Source organism: Pseudomonas sp. CF161 (assembly GCF_000416215.1).
GTDB lineage: Bacteria > Pseudomonadota > Gammaproteobacteria > Pseudomonadales > Pseudomonadaceae > Aquipseudomonas.
The window spans coordinates 1-13,836 of the sequence record NZ_ATLP01000041.1 but is presented as its reverse complement, the minus strand read 5'-3'; the positions used below and the strand labels follow the sequence as shown (position 1 = coordinate 13,836).

Annotated in this window: 15 protein-coding genes; 9 read left to right on the top strand and 6 right to left on the bottom strand. The window is 63.4% G+C overall.

Features of this window, described 5'->3' with window-relative positions; all coding sequences use genetic code 11:
* Positions 1-15 precede the first annotated feature (15 nt).
* The 4 genes from CF161_RS07525 (at position 16) to CF161_RS07510 (ending at position 3,727) form a co-directional block, all read left to right on the top strand.
* Complete coding sequence (locus tag CF161_RS07525) at positions 16-1,152, top strand: uroporphyrinogen-III C-methyltransferase (protein WP_020295967.1); 1,137 nt, start codon at positions 16-18, stop codon at positions 1,150-1,152.
* On the top strand, positions 1,149-2,387 hold the full coding sequence (locus tag CF161_RS07520; RefSeq protein WP_020295966.1) for a heme biosynthesis protein HemY: 1,239 nt from the start codon (positions 1,149-1,151) through the stop codon (positions 2,385-2,387). Before CF161_RS07525 ends, CF161_RS07520 begins: the two co-directional genes overlap by 4 nt.
* A 160-nt stretch (positions 2,388-2,547) precedes the next feature.
* The gene (locus tag CF161_RS07515) at positions 2,548-3,060 is read left to right on the top strand and encodes a disulfide bond formation protein B (protein WP_020295965.1); all 513 of its coding nucleotides are present in this window, start codon (positions 2,548-2,550) and stop codon (positions 3,058-3,060) included.
* A gap of 208 nt (positions 3,061-3,268) precedes the next feature.
* The gene (locus CF161_RS07510) at positions 3,269-3,727 is read left to right on the top strand and encodes an Rsd/AlgQ family anti-sigma factor (RefSeq protein ID WP_020295964.1); all 459 of its coding nucleotides are present in this window, start codon (positions 3,269-3,271) and stop codon (positions 3,725-3,727) included.
* A gap of 60 nt (positions 3,728-3,787) precedes the next feature.
* On the opposite strand, the gene CF161_RS07505 is transcribed toward CF161_RS07510, so the two are convergent.
* Positions 3,788-4,453: an FKBP-type peptidyl-prolyl cis-trans isomerase gene (locus CF161_RS07505; RefSeq protein WP_020295963.1), complete on the bottom strand. Its 666-nt coding sequence runs from the start codon at positions 4,451-4,453 to the stop codon at positions 3,788-3,790.
* Positions 4,454-4,646: 193 nt separating this feature from the next.
* On the opposite strand from CF161_RS07505, the gene CF161_RS32105 reads away from it, so the two are divergent.
* A complete protein-coding gene (locus tag CF161_RS32105; protein ID WP_020295962.1) occupies positions 4,647-5,774 on the top strand; it encodes an AlgP family protein in 1,128 nt (375 codons plus the stop codon).
* Here CF161_RS32105 and CF161_RS07495 read toward each other — a convergent pair.
* Positions 5,771-6,235, bottom strand: a complete 465-nt coding sequence (locus CF161_RS07495) for a TIGR02444 family protein (protein WP_020295961.1) — start codon at positions 6,233-6,235, stop codon at positions 5,771-5,773. The two genes, CF161_RS32105 and CF161_RS07495, sit on opposite strands and share 4 nt — an antisense overlap.
* Before the next feature lie 50 nt (positions 6,236-6,285).
* On the opposite strand from CF161_RS07495, the gene abc-f reads away from it, so the two are divergent.
* The 3 genes from abc-f to CF161_RS07480 all read left to right on the top strand — a co-directional run bounded on the left by abc-f (position 6,286) and on the right by CF161_RS07480 (position 9,590).
* Positions 6,286-8,196: a ribosomal protection-like ABC-F family protein gene (gene abc-f / locus CF161_RS07490; RefSeq protein WP_020295960.1), complete on the top strand. Its 1,911-nt coding sequence runs from the start codon at positions 6,286-6,288 to the stop codon at positions 8,194-8,196.
* On the top strand, positions 8,196-8,777 hold the full coding sequence (locus tag CF161_RS07485; RefSeq protein WP_020295959.1) for a mechanosensitive ion channel family protein: 582 nt from the start codon (positions 8,196-8,198) through the stop codon (positions 8,775-8,777). The genes abc-f and CF161_RS07485 overlap by 1 nt, the downstream gene beginning before the upstream one ends.
* 180 nt (positions 8,778-8,957) lie before the next feature.
* Positions 8,958-9,590, top strand: a complete 633-nt coding sequence (locus tag CF161_RS07480; protein ID WP_020295958.1) for a LysE family transporter — start codon at positions 8,958-8,960, stop codon at positions 9,588-9,590.
* Between the two features lie 57 nt (positions 9,591-9,647).
* On the opposite strand, the gene CF161_RS07475 is transcribed toward CF161_RS07480, so the two are convergent.
* From CF161_RS07475 to CF161_RS07460, 4 genes are read right to left on the bottom strand one after another with little or no spacing between them, the layout of a single operon-like run.
* The gene (locus CF161_RS07475; protein ID WP_020295957.1) at positions 9,648-10,391 is read right to left on the bottom strand and encodes a hypothetical protein; all 744 of its coding nucleotides are present in this window, start codon (positions 10,389-10,391) and stop codon (positions 9,648-9,650) included.
* 3 nt (positions 10,392-10,394) lie between these two features.
* The gene (lpoB, locus tag CF161_RS07470; RefSeq protein WP_020295956.1) at positions 10,395-10,982 is read right to left on the bottom strand and encodes a penicillin-binding protein activator LpoB; all 588 of its coding nucleotides are present in this window, start codon (positions 10,980-10,982) and stop codon (positions 10,395-10,397) included.
* A 33-nt stretch (positions 10,983-11,015) separates the two neighbouring features.
* The gene (locus CF161_RS07465; protein ID WP_020295955.1) at positions 11,016-11,387 is read right to left on the bottom strand and encodes a YcfL family protein; all 372 of its coding nucleotides are present in this window, start codon (positions 11,385-11,387) and stop codon (positions 11,016-11,018) included.
* A gap of 12 nt (positions 11,388-11,399) precedes the next feature.
* Positions 11,400-12,878 (bottom strand): COG3014 family protein, encoded by a 1,479-nt coding sequence (locus CF161_RS07460; protein WP_020295954.1) that lies wholly within the window; start codon positions 12,876-12,878, stop codon positions 11,400-11,402.
* A 463-nt stretch (positions 12,879-13,341) separates the two neighbouring features.
* Between CF161_RS07460 and CF161_RS07455 the strand changes: the two genes are divergently transcribed.
* On the top strand, positions 13,342-13,836 hold a 495-nt coding region (locus CF161_RS07455; protein ID WP_020295953.1), incomplete at its 3' end, for a c-type cytochrome.

Below are 13,836 nucleotides of genomic sequence, written 5' to 3'. Positions count from 1 at the left end.
GCAAAGGATGGATACGTGAGCGAAACGACCTTGCCTGAAGATCAAGTCCAGCCGGCGCTCAAAGCCCCGACTGAACCCGCAACCCCAGTCGCCCAGCGTCGCGGTAACGGGTTGGCGGTTCTGGCCCTGTTGCTGGGCGCGGTGGGTGTCGCCGCCGGTGGTTGGGGCGTGTGGCAGGTGCGCAACCTGCAAGCCCTCAACCAGCAGCAACTGGCGCAACTGCAAACCCTGGGTGACCAGGCGCAGGGCCTGAAGCTCAGCGAGCAGCGCATGGGCACGCGCCTGGACCAACTGCCGCCGGCCAATGAGCTGGAAGCCAGCCGCAACCTGGTGGCGCAATTGCAGCGCGATCAACAACACCTCAGTCAACGCCTGGAGACCGTGCTCAGTGCCAGCCGTAAAGACTGGCGCCTGGCCGAGGCCGAGCATCTGCTGCGCCTGGCCAGCCTGCGCCTTTCGGCATTGCAGGACGTCAACAGCGCGCGGGCCCTGGTCGAGGGCGCCGATAAGATCCTCGGCGAGCAGGACGACTCGGGTGCCTTCGCCGCCCGCGACGCATTGGCCAAGAGTGTGGTCGACTTGCGCAGCGTCAAGCAGCCGGATCGTACCGGATTGTTCCTGCAATTGGGCGCCTTGCGCGGCCAGGTCCTGCAGCTCACCGCCCTGGCGCCGGAATTTCACCCCAGTGCCGAATCGTCGAACCTGCCGGCTGATGGCGATGGCGCCAGCCGCTGGGCACGTTGGTGGGATCAGATCTCGCGCTACATTCGCATCGACTTCGATGCCGACAAGAACATCCAGCCGCTGCTGGCCGGGCAAAGCCTGACCCAGGTGCGCCTGGCGCTGAGCCTGGCGCTGGAGCAGGCGCAGTGGGCGGCGCTCAATGGCGAGGCAGAGGTTTACGCCCAGGCCCTGGCCGAGGCCCGTGACGTGCTCACCAGCAATTTCAGCCTGGACAATCCGCAAAGCAAACTGATGCTGGAGCAGATAGTCGAGGTCGGCAAACAACCGGTGAAGGTGGTGACGCCGGACCTGACCGAGACCCTGAACACCGTCCAGGCGTACCTGGAGCGACGTAACCTGCGGGTCAATGAGTCGCTGAAGCCAGCGGCCAAACCTGCCGCCAACACGGCGCAGGAGACCAGCCCATGAAGCGCGTGTATGTGATTGTACTGCTGGTGGTCGCGGCCATCGGCTTGCTGGGGTTGGCGATTGCCGAGCATCCGGGTTACGTACTGATCGCCTACAGCAGCTTCCGTTATCAATCGAGCTTTTGGGCAGCCCTGGCTGTAGTGGCGCTGATCTGGCTGGCCGTGTGGGGCATCAAGGTGCTGATCGAACTGGTGGCCGCCTCCAGTGGTGTGGTCAACCCCTGGTCGCGCCGCAATCGCAGCCGTCGGGTGCAGATCGCCATCGAGCAGGGCCAGATGGACCTGGCCGAAGGGCGTTGGGCCAGTGCCCAGCGGCACCTGCACCGAGCAGCCGAAGCCGAGCGTCAGCCGCTGCTGTACTACCTTGGCGCGGCGCGGGCGGCCAATGAGCTGGGTCACTATGAGGAATGCGACAGCCTGCTGGAGCGCGCCCTGGAGCGTCAGCCCCAGGCCGAACTGGCGGTGGCCCTGAGTCACGCGCAGTTGCAGACCGACCGTGGCGACACCGACGGTGCGCTGACCACCCTGCAAGCCATGCACGAGCGGCATCCCCACAGCGTGCAAGTGCTGCGTCAATTGCAGCGTTTGCATCAGCAGCGCGGGGACTGGTCGGCGCTGATCCGCCTGCTGCCCGAGCTGCGCAAGGACAAGGTCCTGCCGCCCGCCGAGCTGGTCGAGCTGGAGCGTCGGGCCTGGGGCGAGAACCTGACCCTGGCCGGGCGCCGCGAAGAAGACGGTGCGATAGGCCTGCAGTCCCTGGACCGAGCCTGGCAGCAACTCACCTCCGCCCAGCGCCAGGAGCCGCAACTGGTGCTGGCGTACGCCGACCAGCTGCGCCAACTGGGCGCCGAGGTTCAGGCCGAGGAAGTGCTGCGTAGCGCGCTCAAGCGCAAGTACGACAGCCATCTGGCACGTCTCTATGGTCTGTTGCGCGGGGCTGACCCTTCGCGTCAGCTGCAAGCGGCCGAACACTGGCTCAAGGATCATCCGGATGACCCGAGCCTGCTGCTGACCCTGGGGCGCTTGTGCCTGCAGAACAGCCTGTGGGGCAAGGCGCGGGATTATCTGGAAAGCAGCCTGCGGGTGCAGCGCAATCCCGAAGCCTGTGCCGAGTTGGCGCGGTTGCTGGCCCAACTGGGTGATACCGAGCGCAGCAATCAGCTGTTCCAGGAAGGCCTGGGCATGCTCGACGAGCGCTTGCTGGCCGCACCCTTGCCCGTTCCTGCTCGGGTTTGACGGCCTGCCGGCCGGCTCTGCGAGGAGCCGGTCAGGCTGTTTTCAATCAACGGTTCAATCACTTTGGGCCGATTCGCCTGGAACTGACGCATGGCGCTTCTTGAAAGGTGCGTGCGCTTTCTCTACCGTGACTGCCTGTTTCTTGCGTAACGGATACATCATGTCGCTGGCCGGCTCACGCTCGCTTTTTTCCCTGGTATTTGCGGTAGGCGCCCTGGCCTCCTGGGCCGGGTGGCACCTGCAATATGGGGTGGGCCTCGAGCCGTGCTCGCTGTGGAGCGTGCAACGCTTTTTCATCCTGCTGTTTACCGTCGTCAGTCTGGTTGCCACCGTGCACGGTCCCGGGCGCCAGGGCAGTCGTGCCTATTGGGTGTTGAATCTGCTGAGCAGCCTGGGTGGGGTGCTGACCGCCGGGCGGCATGTGTTGCTGCAGAATGTCGCCTCGGATCAGTTGCTGGCGTGCTTGCCGGACATTGCTTTCATGCTCAGGAACATGAGCGCGGCGCGCACGCTGCAATTGGTCTTCCAGGGCACCTCGGACTGCGCTGACGTGACCTGGACCCTGGTCGACATGAGCGCGCCGGAGTGGAGCCTGCTGGTGTTCGCTGCAATGCTGGTTTTGAGCGTCTACCGCTTGCTGCGCCTGGCTCGGCGGCGGCCGGTCTTGCCCTAAGTCAGGTTTTGGGTGACTGGAGCCGATTAAACACTTGTATGAACTTTATCTCCTGCGTACCTTGAAGCAGTTGTCGCGCGGGCATAATCTGGCCCGCACGTGTCAAAGCTATCTGTTGTTCGATGCCGTTCCGCCTGCTGGGGCTTGAGCTTTCAAGTCATGGGTCAGGAGCAGGGCCGGCATGACCCATAAGGGAAGAGAGATCACCATGCTCGAAAGTTGTCAGAATGCTCAGGAACGCTGGGGTGGAGTGCATCTGCTGATCGATCGCTGGTTGCAGGCACGTCACGAACTGGTTCGGGCCTATGATGCTCTCGGCGCAGAGCCCGAAGCGCTGGCTGAGAATCGCACGCTGCTGCAGGAGTTTTGCGCAATCCTGGTTGATTACGTCTCGGCCGGGCACTTCGAAATCTACGAGCAACTGACCAGCGAAGCCAAAGCCTTTGGCGACAAGCGCGGGTTGGAGTTGGCCGAGACCATTTACCCACGGATTGACGTGATCACTGAAAAGCTCCTGACGTTCAATGATCTGTGTGACGAGGGCAAGTGTGTTGCCGAGAAATTCAAGGAGCTCGGCGGTCTGTTGCATGAGCGCTTCGAATTGGAAGACTGCCTGATTGAAGTGCTGCACAACGCGCACAAGGAAGAGATCGTCGCCCAGGCTTGATTCCCGGCCAGGGTGTTAAAGAAACGGTGCGCATGGCGCGCCGTTTTTCGTTTCTGTGCCTCAGCCGCTGACGCCGAGCAATTCGATCTCGAACACCAGCGGTGTGTAAGGCTCGATCAGATCTCCCGCACCGTCGGCGCCGTAGGCCTGGGCCGAGGGGATGACCAAGCGCCATTTGGCGCCCGTCGGCATCTGTTGCAAGGCACTGCGCCAACCGGCAATCACGCTGTCGAGACGAAACCATTGAGGCTGGTTGCTCTGGTCGAACACCGTCCCATCGGGCAAGCGCCCGACATACTTAACCTGCACCGACCCATTGGGCCCGGCCTTGGCGCCGCTGCCGGGAACGAGTTCGGTGAGCAGGATGCCGTCTGCCAATGGGCGAACGCCTGGCTTGGCTTTTTCTTCGCTGATAAAACGCTGTTCTTTCTCCAGGGCAATTTCGCTCTGGGGCTTGGCCGATTGTGCGCTGACCTGGGCCTCGTGCTGCGCGAGCACCTGCTCGATACGCTCATCGGTAAGGGCCAGCGGCTTGCCTTGGTAGGCCTGTTTCAAACCGTCCACCAGGGCTTGCAGCTCAAGGTCGGGCACCTCCTGACGCAGTCTTTCGCCGAGGCTGGCGCCGAGGCTGTAGGCGAGATCGCGGGTGTCGTTTTGCGGTGCTTTTTCGCCAGCCTGGGCCAGCGGCAAGAGCAGACTCAACGATAAAAAAAGGTAACGCGACATGGGCGTTCTCCAGCCTGAGAGGGTGTGGATTATGCCAGTGTGAGGGAGGCGGCTGCAGGGCAACTTTGCAGAGGCGGGACAACATTTTCAATCGGCTGCAACGCCGGGCTTTCGATACTGTCAACATGACCTAGCGGCGGTAGCAGCAGAGGTCTAGTATGAGCCGCAACTCACGTCAGCCAGGAGGTAACCCATGTCGGCGAATAAGAAGCCTGTAAACACTCCGTTGCATTTGCTCCAACAGCTTTCGGGCAGCTTGCTCGAACATTTGGAAAACGCTTGTTCGCAAGCCTTGGCTGATGCTGAAAAACTGCTCGCCAAGCTGGAAAAACAACGGGGCAAGGCACAAGAAAAACTGCACAAATCGCGCACCAAATTGCAGGACGCCGCGGCGGCCGGCAAGGCCAAGGCACAAGCCAAGGCCAAGGACGCAGTGAAAGAACTTGAAGACCTGCTGGATGCGCTGAAGGCGCGTCAATCCGAAACCCGTTCCTACATTCTGCAACTCAAACGCGATGCCCAGGAAAGTCTGAAACTGGCCCAGGGTGTTGGTCGTGTGAAAGAGGCCGTGGCCAAGGCGCTCACCTCGCGTGCAGCCAAACCTGCTGCTCCTGCGCAGAAACCTGCTGCCAAAGCTGCAGCCAAGGCGCCGGCCAAGGCAGCCGCCAAGCCTGCGGCAAAACCCGCGGCCAAAGCTGCGAGCAAGCCAGCAGCCAAGCCCGCCGCAAAAAAACCAGTCGCCGCCAGCGCCGCCAAACCGGCTGTTAAAACCGCAGCTGCCAAACCGGCTGCCAAGCCGGCCGCCGCTAAACCGGTTGCTGCAAAACCTGCCGCCAAGCCGGCTGCCAAAACCGCAGCTGCAAAACCTGCCGCTAAACCCGCTGCCAAGCCTGCGGCTAAACCGGTCGCCAAGACCGCCGCAGCCAAACCCGCAGCGGCCAAGCCTGCCGCCAAACCAGTAGCAGCCAAGCCCGCGGCCAAGCCAGCGGCTAAACCTGCTGCGGCAAAGGCCCCAGCTAAACCAGCGGCCAAACCTGCTGCGGCAAAGGCACCGGCTAAACCAGCAGCCAAACCTGCTGCTGCCGCTGCTGCCAAACCCGCTGCAAAACCAGCCGCCAAGCCTGCTGCAAAACCTGCCGTGAAAAAGCCGGTTGCCGCCAAGCCCGCAGCCAAGCCAGCCACCGCTCCAGCGGCCGCCAAGCCTGCGACTCCGGCAACTCCAGCAGCCAAACCGGCGGCACCTGCTCCAGTAGCTGCGCCAACATCGGCAACGCCAGCCAGCGCCCCTGCCGGCAGCACCACGCCAACCAGCGCCTCTTAAGCGTCGGTCACCGCGACGCGCAGCGACTGCAGCGCATCGCGGTCAAGGTTGGCGGCTTCGGCCGCCAGACCTTGCACCCAAGGCCATAAATCTTCGGCCTCAGCCTGCGGCCAATCCCTCGTCAGTGCTTCCAGGCGCAGCAGCAGCTGCCGTTCTGCTTGCAGCTCCAGAGCCTTCACCTGTTCACGCAACGCTCCCAACTCGTGGTCGTCATTGGCCGCCTGGCGCCAGCCTGTGCGCAACTGGCGCAGCGGCTGCACCACCTCGTCATGCCAGGGCGCAGCCAGCGCGTGCAGCTGTGACAGGCGTGCACTGTTGCAGGCCACCCCGCGCTCACCCAGCCAGGCCGCACACAGCAGCAGGCACACGTTGGCCCCAGCCGCCTGCAAGCGCAGGCAGGCCGGTTCCACGCCGGGGCGGGCGTAGGTCTTGAGGGTGTAGCTCCACAGGTCAGAGGACATATTGCTACTCGCGCCAGTTGCGAGCGAAGCTGGTAGACTCCGCCGCCATTATGATTCGACTTCAGAACCTGACTTTACAGCGTGGTCCGCAACGTCTGCTAGAAGACGCCGAGCTGACCCTGCACGCCGGCCACAAAGCCGGCCTGATCGGTGCCAACGGCGCCGGCAAATCCAGCCTGTTCGCCTTGCTGCGCGGGGAGCTGCACCCGGATTCCGGTGACTGCTTCCTGCCTGCCGACTGGCGCATCGCCCATATGCGGCAGGAGGTCGACACGCTGGAGCGCCTGGCGGTCGACTACGTGCTCGATGGCGACCTGCGCCTGCGCCAGGTACAGCGTGAGCTGGCCGACGCCGAGGCGGCCCATGACGGTGCCGCTCAGGCCCGCCTGCACTCCGAGCTGGACAGCGCCGACGGCTACACCGCCGATGCCCGGGCGCGCAAGTTGCTCGCCGGCCTGGGGTTCACCAACGAGCAGATGGACCGCCCGGTCGGCGACTTCTCCGGCGGCTGGCGGATGCGCCTGAACCTGGCGCAGGCGCTGATGTGTCCATCGGACCTGTTGTTGCTCGATGAGCCGACCAACCACTTGGACCTCGACGCCATCATCTGGCTCGAGGAGTGGCTCAAGAGCTACCCGGGCACCTTGCTGCTGATTTCCCACGACCGTGACTTCCTGGATGCCGTGGTCGACCACGTGGCCCACGTCGATCAGCGCAAGATCACCCTGTACCGGGGTGGTTACACCGCGTTCGAACGCGCCCGTGCCGAGCGTCTGGCCCAGCAACAGCAGGCCTACGAGAAGCAGCAGGCGCAGCGCGCGCACATGGAAAGCTACATCGCCCGGTTCAAGGCCCAAGCCACCAAGGCGCGCCAGGCCCAGAGCCGGATCAAGGCCCTGGAGCGGATGGAAGAGTTGTCTGCCGCCCACGTCGATTCGCCGTTCGACTTCGTGTTCCGCGAATCGACCAAGATCTCCAGCCCCTTGATCGACCTGTCCGATGCTCGCCTGGGTTATGGCGACAAGACCGTGCTGGAGAAGGTCAAGCTGCAACTGACCCCGGGTGCGCGTATCGGCCTGCTGGGCCCCAACGGTGCCGGCAAGTCGACCCTGATCAAAAACCTCGCCGGTGAACTCGAGCCGCTGGCCGGGCGCCTGACCCGGGGTGAAAACACCGTGGTTGGCTATTTCGCCCAGCATCAGCTGGATTCCCTCGACGCCAAGGCCAGCCCGCTGCTGCACCTGCAACGCCTGGCGCCCACCGAGCGCGAGCAGACCCTGCGCGACTTCCTCGGCGGTTTCGACTTCCGTGGCGCGCGGATCGATGAGCCGGTGCTGAACTTCTCCGGCGGCGAAAAAGCCCGCCTGGCCCTGGCCTTGATCGCCTGGGAGCGGCCGAACCTGCTGCTGCTCGACGAACCGACCAACCACCTGGACCTGGAAATGCGTCTGGCGCTGACCATGGCGTTGCAGGAGTTCAGCGGCGCGGTACTGGTGGTCTCCCACGATCGCCACCTGCTCAAGAGCACCACCGACAACTTCTACCTGGTGGCCGACGGCAAGGTCGAAGAGTTCGATGGCGACCTCGACGACTACACCCGCTGGCTGGTGGATTACCGTCAGCGCAACGCCCCGGTCAGCACGACGCCGGTCAACCCGGACAAGACCGACAAGAAAGCCCAGCGCCAGGCCGCGGCTGCATTGCGCCAGCAACTGGCGCCGCACAAGCGCGAGGCCGACAAGCTCGAAGCCGAGCTGGGCAAGCTGCACGAGAAACTGGCGAAGATCGATGCCAGCCTCGGCGACAGCGATATCTACGAACCTGCGCGCAAGAACGACCTGCGGGACCTGCTGGCCGAACAGGCCAGGCTCAAGGTGCGTGAAGCCGAGCTTGAAGAAGCCTGGATGGAAGCCCTGGAGCTGCTGGAAAGCATGCAGGCGGAGCTGGAGGCGCTGTCCTGATGGAGGCCCTTCAATTGTCGCTGCCGGCGCAGTGGGTCGGCCCCTTGTGGATCGCCCTGCAAATCGTCCTGATCCTGCTCGCCGGGTACCTGGCGCAGCGCTTCGTGGCGCGCTGCCTGACCCGCCTGGGAGAGCGCTATCCGTTCCCGCCGCAGTTGCTGATGCCGCTGCGTGGGGGCTTGCGCTGGTTGATTATGGGCAGCGCGCTGATCTTTGTCCTGGAGCGCCTGGGGGTTTCGGCGACGGTGCTGTGGACGGCCCTGTCGGGGTTTGTCGCGGTGGCGGCGGTGGCGTTCTTCGCCATGTGGAGCGTGCTCTCCAACCTGCTCTGCGCGATTCTGATTTTCACCGTCGGGCCGTTTCGCCTGGGGGATATCGTCGAATTGGTCGATACCGTCGACAAGCCCGGGGTCAAGGGCCGCGTAGTGGCGATCAACCTGCTGTACACCACCCTGGTCGAGGCGGAAGAAGCCGGCACCGGCAGCGCCATGGTGCAGGTGCCCAACAGCCTGTTCTTCCAGCGTTCGGTGCGCCGTTGGCGCGGAAATGATGTGCTGCCTATCGGGACGGGTGGGAAGTAGGGGCTCTGCAATCTGCCGAAGGTTCTTCGGTGTCCAGCGCCCGAACGCGGCCCCAGCCTGCGGTAGCGGCGACAGGAGCTACCCCTCACCCAACCCCCCGCGCCCTAGAAAAAAACATGGTCAGCCGCCAGTCGGAGGATTAGCTTAGGCAGCCACGATTGATTTGATTCGAGGTGCGCGATGGTTCTTGAGACGTGGCTGGCGTTTTTTGCCGCCTGCTGGGTGATCAGCCTTTCCCCGGGGGCCGGCGCCATTGCGTCGATGTCCTGCGGTCTGCAATACGGTTTTTGGCGTGGCTACTGGAATGCCCTGGGCCTGCAATTGGGCCTGGCGTTGCAGATTGCGATCGTCGCGGCCGGCGTGGGGGCGATCCTCGCGGCGTCCGCCACCGCCTTCTACGCCATCAAGTGGTTCGGCGTGGCGTACCTAGTGTACCTCGCGGTCAAGCAATGGCGCGCACTGCCCGGCGACCTGAACGATGACGCGGCGATCCGCCCCATTGGCAAGCCCCTGGCCCTGGTGTTTCGCGGCTTCCTGGTGAATGTCAGCAACCCCAAGGCCCTGGTGTTCATGCTGGCGGTGCTGCCGCAGTTCATCGATCCTCATGCGCCGCTGATCAAGCAATACCTGATCCTGGGCGGCACCATGATTGTGGTCGACCTGATCGTCATGGCCGGCTACACCGGCCTGGCCTCCAAAGTGCTGCGCCTGTTGCGCACGCCGACCCAGCAGCGGCGGATGAACCGCACCTTTGCCGGGCTGTTCATCGGGGCCGCGGGGCTGCTGGCGACCATTCGCAAAGCCGCGATCTAAACCTGCCGGGCATAAAAAAGGCGACCTCGAAGGTCGCCTTTTTCATTGCCCGAGCGTTTAGCGCAGGATCACCGGCTGGGTATCAGGCGGCAGGTTGTTGCGCGTCGGCGCTTGTCCTGGCTGCTGATAACCGCCGCGGCCCAGTTGCTCGGCCATCTGCCGGGCAACGTCTTCGCCCAGGGACTTGGACACTTCGCGCACCACCCGTGGGCGGTTCAGCGAGATCCGCACGTCACGGTTGTTCACCAGCTTGGTGTCCTGACCTTCACCCATGGCGGTAAAGGCCGAGGTGATTTCGAAGGTCTTGGTGTTGATCAGGCTGAAGTCGGCCACCAGGGTCAGTGCCAGCACCGCCGAGTAGCTGTCGGTGTTGGCCAGCTCGTTGATATCGCGGTTGAAGTCGATATCCGACAGGGTGCCGAACAGCACGTAGTCGGCGCCCTTGAAGTTGCCGGCCTTGATGCGCTTGATCACGTCGTACACGTTGGCGGTGGACGCGCTGGTGTGGGGTGTGCCCTGCATCAGCTGGAACATCCCGGACTTGAGGATCTCGCCCTTGATGTCACCGGTGAACTTGCGCAGCTCACCTTCCTCGATGTAGCTGGTGCTCGACTCCATCTCGTTGTAGCTCGACGAACCGCTGGCGCTGGCATAGCCCTCGCGGTAGCTGTTCTGCGACGACACGATGTGGATGTATTCCTGCACACGTTCCTGGTACGCCAGGTCCATGACTGCAACTTTGGGGGCCGCCTGCGCGCCAAACGCGCAAGCCAGGGCCATGATGCCAATCCATGCACGCATTGCTTAGCGCTCCGTGGTTTTGCGGATCTCTTTCTCGTCCATCCACTCGGCCAGACCGCTCTCGACGTCGATCAATTGCAGGCTGAATTTGTAGAAGACGTCCTTGTAGTCGCTGCTGCGCTTGACGATCGAGCTGATCGACCCTTCAAGACGGTATTTGGCGGCGATCATGTTGCCGGTCTTGGCCACGGTGCCTTTCTTGTACAGGCCGCTCTGGTTCTGCAGCTTGAGCTGGTCGACCTGGCTCTGCATCGCGGTGTTGTCGCTGGCGAAGCGGGCGGTGCCGGACTTCATCAGCTGGGTCTTGATCGAGGTGGTGATCTCGCGGGTATCGATGTACTCGCTGGTCTTGTTCTTCACATCGTAGACCTGGACCACAGGGCGACCCTGCAGGATCCCGGACTGGGCCAGGGAGCGGGTCATGGACTCGGCGATCATCTGCAGGTCGGTGGAACCGAACTCGTTGGTCACCAGTTCCACGGCCTTGGTGTCGCCGTAGCCGATGTTCTTGCCGCCCAGGACGGGGGAGTTATTGGCGCAGCCACTGGCCAGCAGGGCGGCAATGGCGAGGAAAGAAAAGCGTGCAAACATGGTTGTGCTCTCTAAATCTGATGGGGTGGCGATTTATTGGGTTTTGACTTCCATGCGAAAGTCAGTGGCCTGGGGCACCGGAGCAATGGCCGGCAGGAAGGTGGCTTGCGCCGCATACAGGTTGAACACCTTCCAGCTTTCTTCATCCGCCACCGGGAAACCGTCGTTGCCCAGCCAGACGAAGCGGTAGTACATGGTCATGTTGGTGTGGCTGGTGTTGTTCAGCGCCACCTTGACCGTCAGGAAGCCGTTTTCACGGGCGACCCGCATTGCGCCAATGGCGATGTTGTTGAATTTGTTCATCACCACCACCTTGCTCGCGGCGCTGCCGGGAGCCGGTGGTGGAGGGGTGGCGCAGCCGGCCAGAAGGGCCAGCGCGGCGACAGCGATGATTTTGAAGCGCATGAGAGTCTCCGCTTAAGGTTGTTTGAGGCTGATCACAGCCTGGCTATTGGCGCTGGGCATGACCTGGGCGGCCAGGCCGCTGCTGAATACCTGGTTGCCGACCACGCGCAGGGTCACGACCTGATAGCGCCGGTCGATCTTGACCTGCACCTGGGAGCCGCCCTGGGCGCTAGGCAGGGTGATCTGGTGCTCGCCCTGCTTGACGCGCATGCGTGTCACCAGGGTGTTGTCCGGCAGGGTGCGCCAGGTGCGGGTGTCGGCACCTTCGGTCACGGCCGACGCGATGCCCACGGCCAGGCCGGCCAGCGGGTTGACGTCGTTCAGTTGCTTTTGCGCCACGCCACGGGTCACAGCGCGCACGGTGGTGCGCAGGATAATCCCCGGCATGTCGTCGCGCAGGGCGCGGCGGGACATGGCGGTGGTGCTGTTGAGCTGGGTCAGGGTCTGTTGCTGGCCATCCACGGCGATCTGGGTGAAGGCGGGGGTGGTGGTGTCCGGCTTGATCACCGGGAACGACAGCGGGGTGATCACCAGGTTGCCGCTGATGGGCAGTGGCAGCGGAATGCGGATCGAGTCGCGGGCCGGCGCCAGGCCGCTTTGCACCACGATCAGAATGTCGCTTTCGTCAGCGGCGAGCTCGGGCTTGGCAACGGGCTTGGCCGCCGCCTTGGCCGAAGACTTCTTGGATTTGCCCGACACCTTGACGGTCGGTACGGCGGCCGGCTCGTCCAGGTTCAGCAGCGCCTGTTCGAGCAGCGGGGTGTTGGGGCGCAGTTCGGCAGCCTTGCGGTAGCCCGGCGCCGCCATGTCTTTTTCACCCAGGGCTTCGTAGACGAAGCCGGCCAGGTAATGGCTGAACGCGCTCTGGTAGCTGTTTTTCAGGCTGACCACGTCGGGCGCGTCCAGGGACTCGATCGGGTAACCCTTGAGGTCCTTGTACTCGGTCTTGACGCCCTGCTTTTCGGCTTCGTCCTCGCGCTTGAGGTATTCCTTGTCGCGCAGTTCGGCGATCACCGCTTCACGTTCGTGGGTTTTCTTGATTTCGGTACGGGCGCCGTCGAAGTCGTTCTGAGCCAGCAGGTTCAGGGCCATCTGGGTGGTCAGCATGACTTTTTCGTAGTCGTAGCCTTCGTAGCGCCGCACCTTGTCGTTGATCAGGAAGCTGCCGAACTGGGCCAGGTACTTGTCGGTGTCGAGCTTGACCGAGTCTTCCCAGTTGCCCACCACCTGGTCGGCATGGCGCCAGGCCGTCTGGCTGCCGTTGAGGTCGCCCTTGGCCCGCAGCAACTCGCCTTTTTCGAAGTAGTAGAGCAGGTCTTTGTCTTCGCTCTGGTTGTTCTTTTCCAGCAGGGCCAGGGCGGCATCGACGTGGCCGGCGCCCAGTTGCTGGTTGGTTTGCTGAAGCTCGTTATCGTAGCTGCGAAACGCCGAACAGCCAGCCAGCAGGGTGGCCGCACTGAGGGCGAACAAGGTGAGGGCGCGGGAGGCCATGGGTACTTCTTCCCTGAATTGGGCAGCCTGGCGCGCGGGTAGGGCTGGACGGACCCACTGACAGGAAAGCTGGCTATCCTGCCAATTCCTCATAAAAAGAGGAGCTTCAATACCCTGTCGCGATAACGAGGGCGCGGCATTATAGCGACGGATGATGGCCTTGTACTGGCTTTTTAATTTCATTTATTCGGTGGGTGCCAGTACGCGGAATCAGGGAGCGGGGTGCGGGTGTCTGGCTCGGGCATTTGCGCTGGCGTTCGACTGCGGCGACGCTCAGCGGGCGTGGCTTTTGGCGCCGAGGGCAGATTTGCGCAAGTCTGGCCGACGGCCCGCAACACCCTGCCGGCAAGGCCTGCGCCCGGTTTTTCGGGGTTGATGGCGCAGGCGCGGCGTCATGGCGCTTGAGTGAAGCTCATTGGAAGTGAACAATATGTAACTTCGTATTACCAATTGAGAACGATTGATGATTGCCCCTTCCCGTTTCCTGGCGTGGCTTGTGCTGCCGCTATTGGCGCTGTGCAGCGCCAATCTGCTGGCCGATACCGTTGAAGGCGCGCCCAAGGCCCTGCATTTGCTCGATTACATCGGCGCGGATTACCCGTCCACGGTCGAGGCGGGCAAGGTCATCGACGACGCCGAGTACAGCGAACAGCTGGAATTCCTGGGGGTGTTGCAGGGGTTGATCGCCGATCTGCCGGCCAAGCCGGAGAAGGCCGAGCTGGAAACCGGCGTCAGCAGCCTGCGCAGTGCCATCGACGGCCGTGAAGACGGGGCGGCGGTTGCCCGCCAGGCCCGGCAATTGGGGGCGAAGCTGGCGGTGGCCTATGAGGTCAGCCAGGCGCCGATCATCACCCCGGACCCAACGCGCGGCGCGCCCCTGTATGCCCAGCATTGCTCGGTGTGCCATGGCGACACCGGGGCGGGCGATGGCCCGGCGGGTGTCGGCCTGACGCCGCCA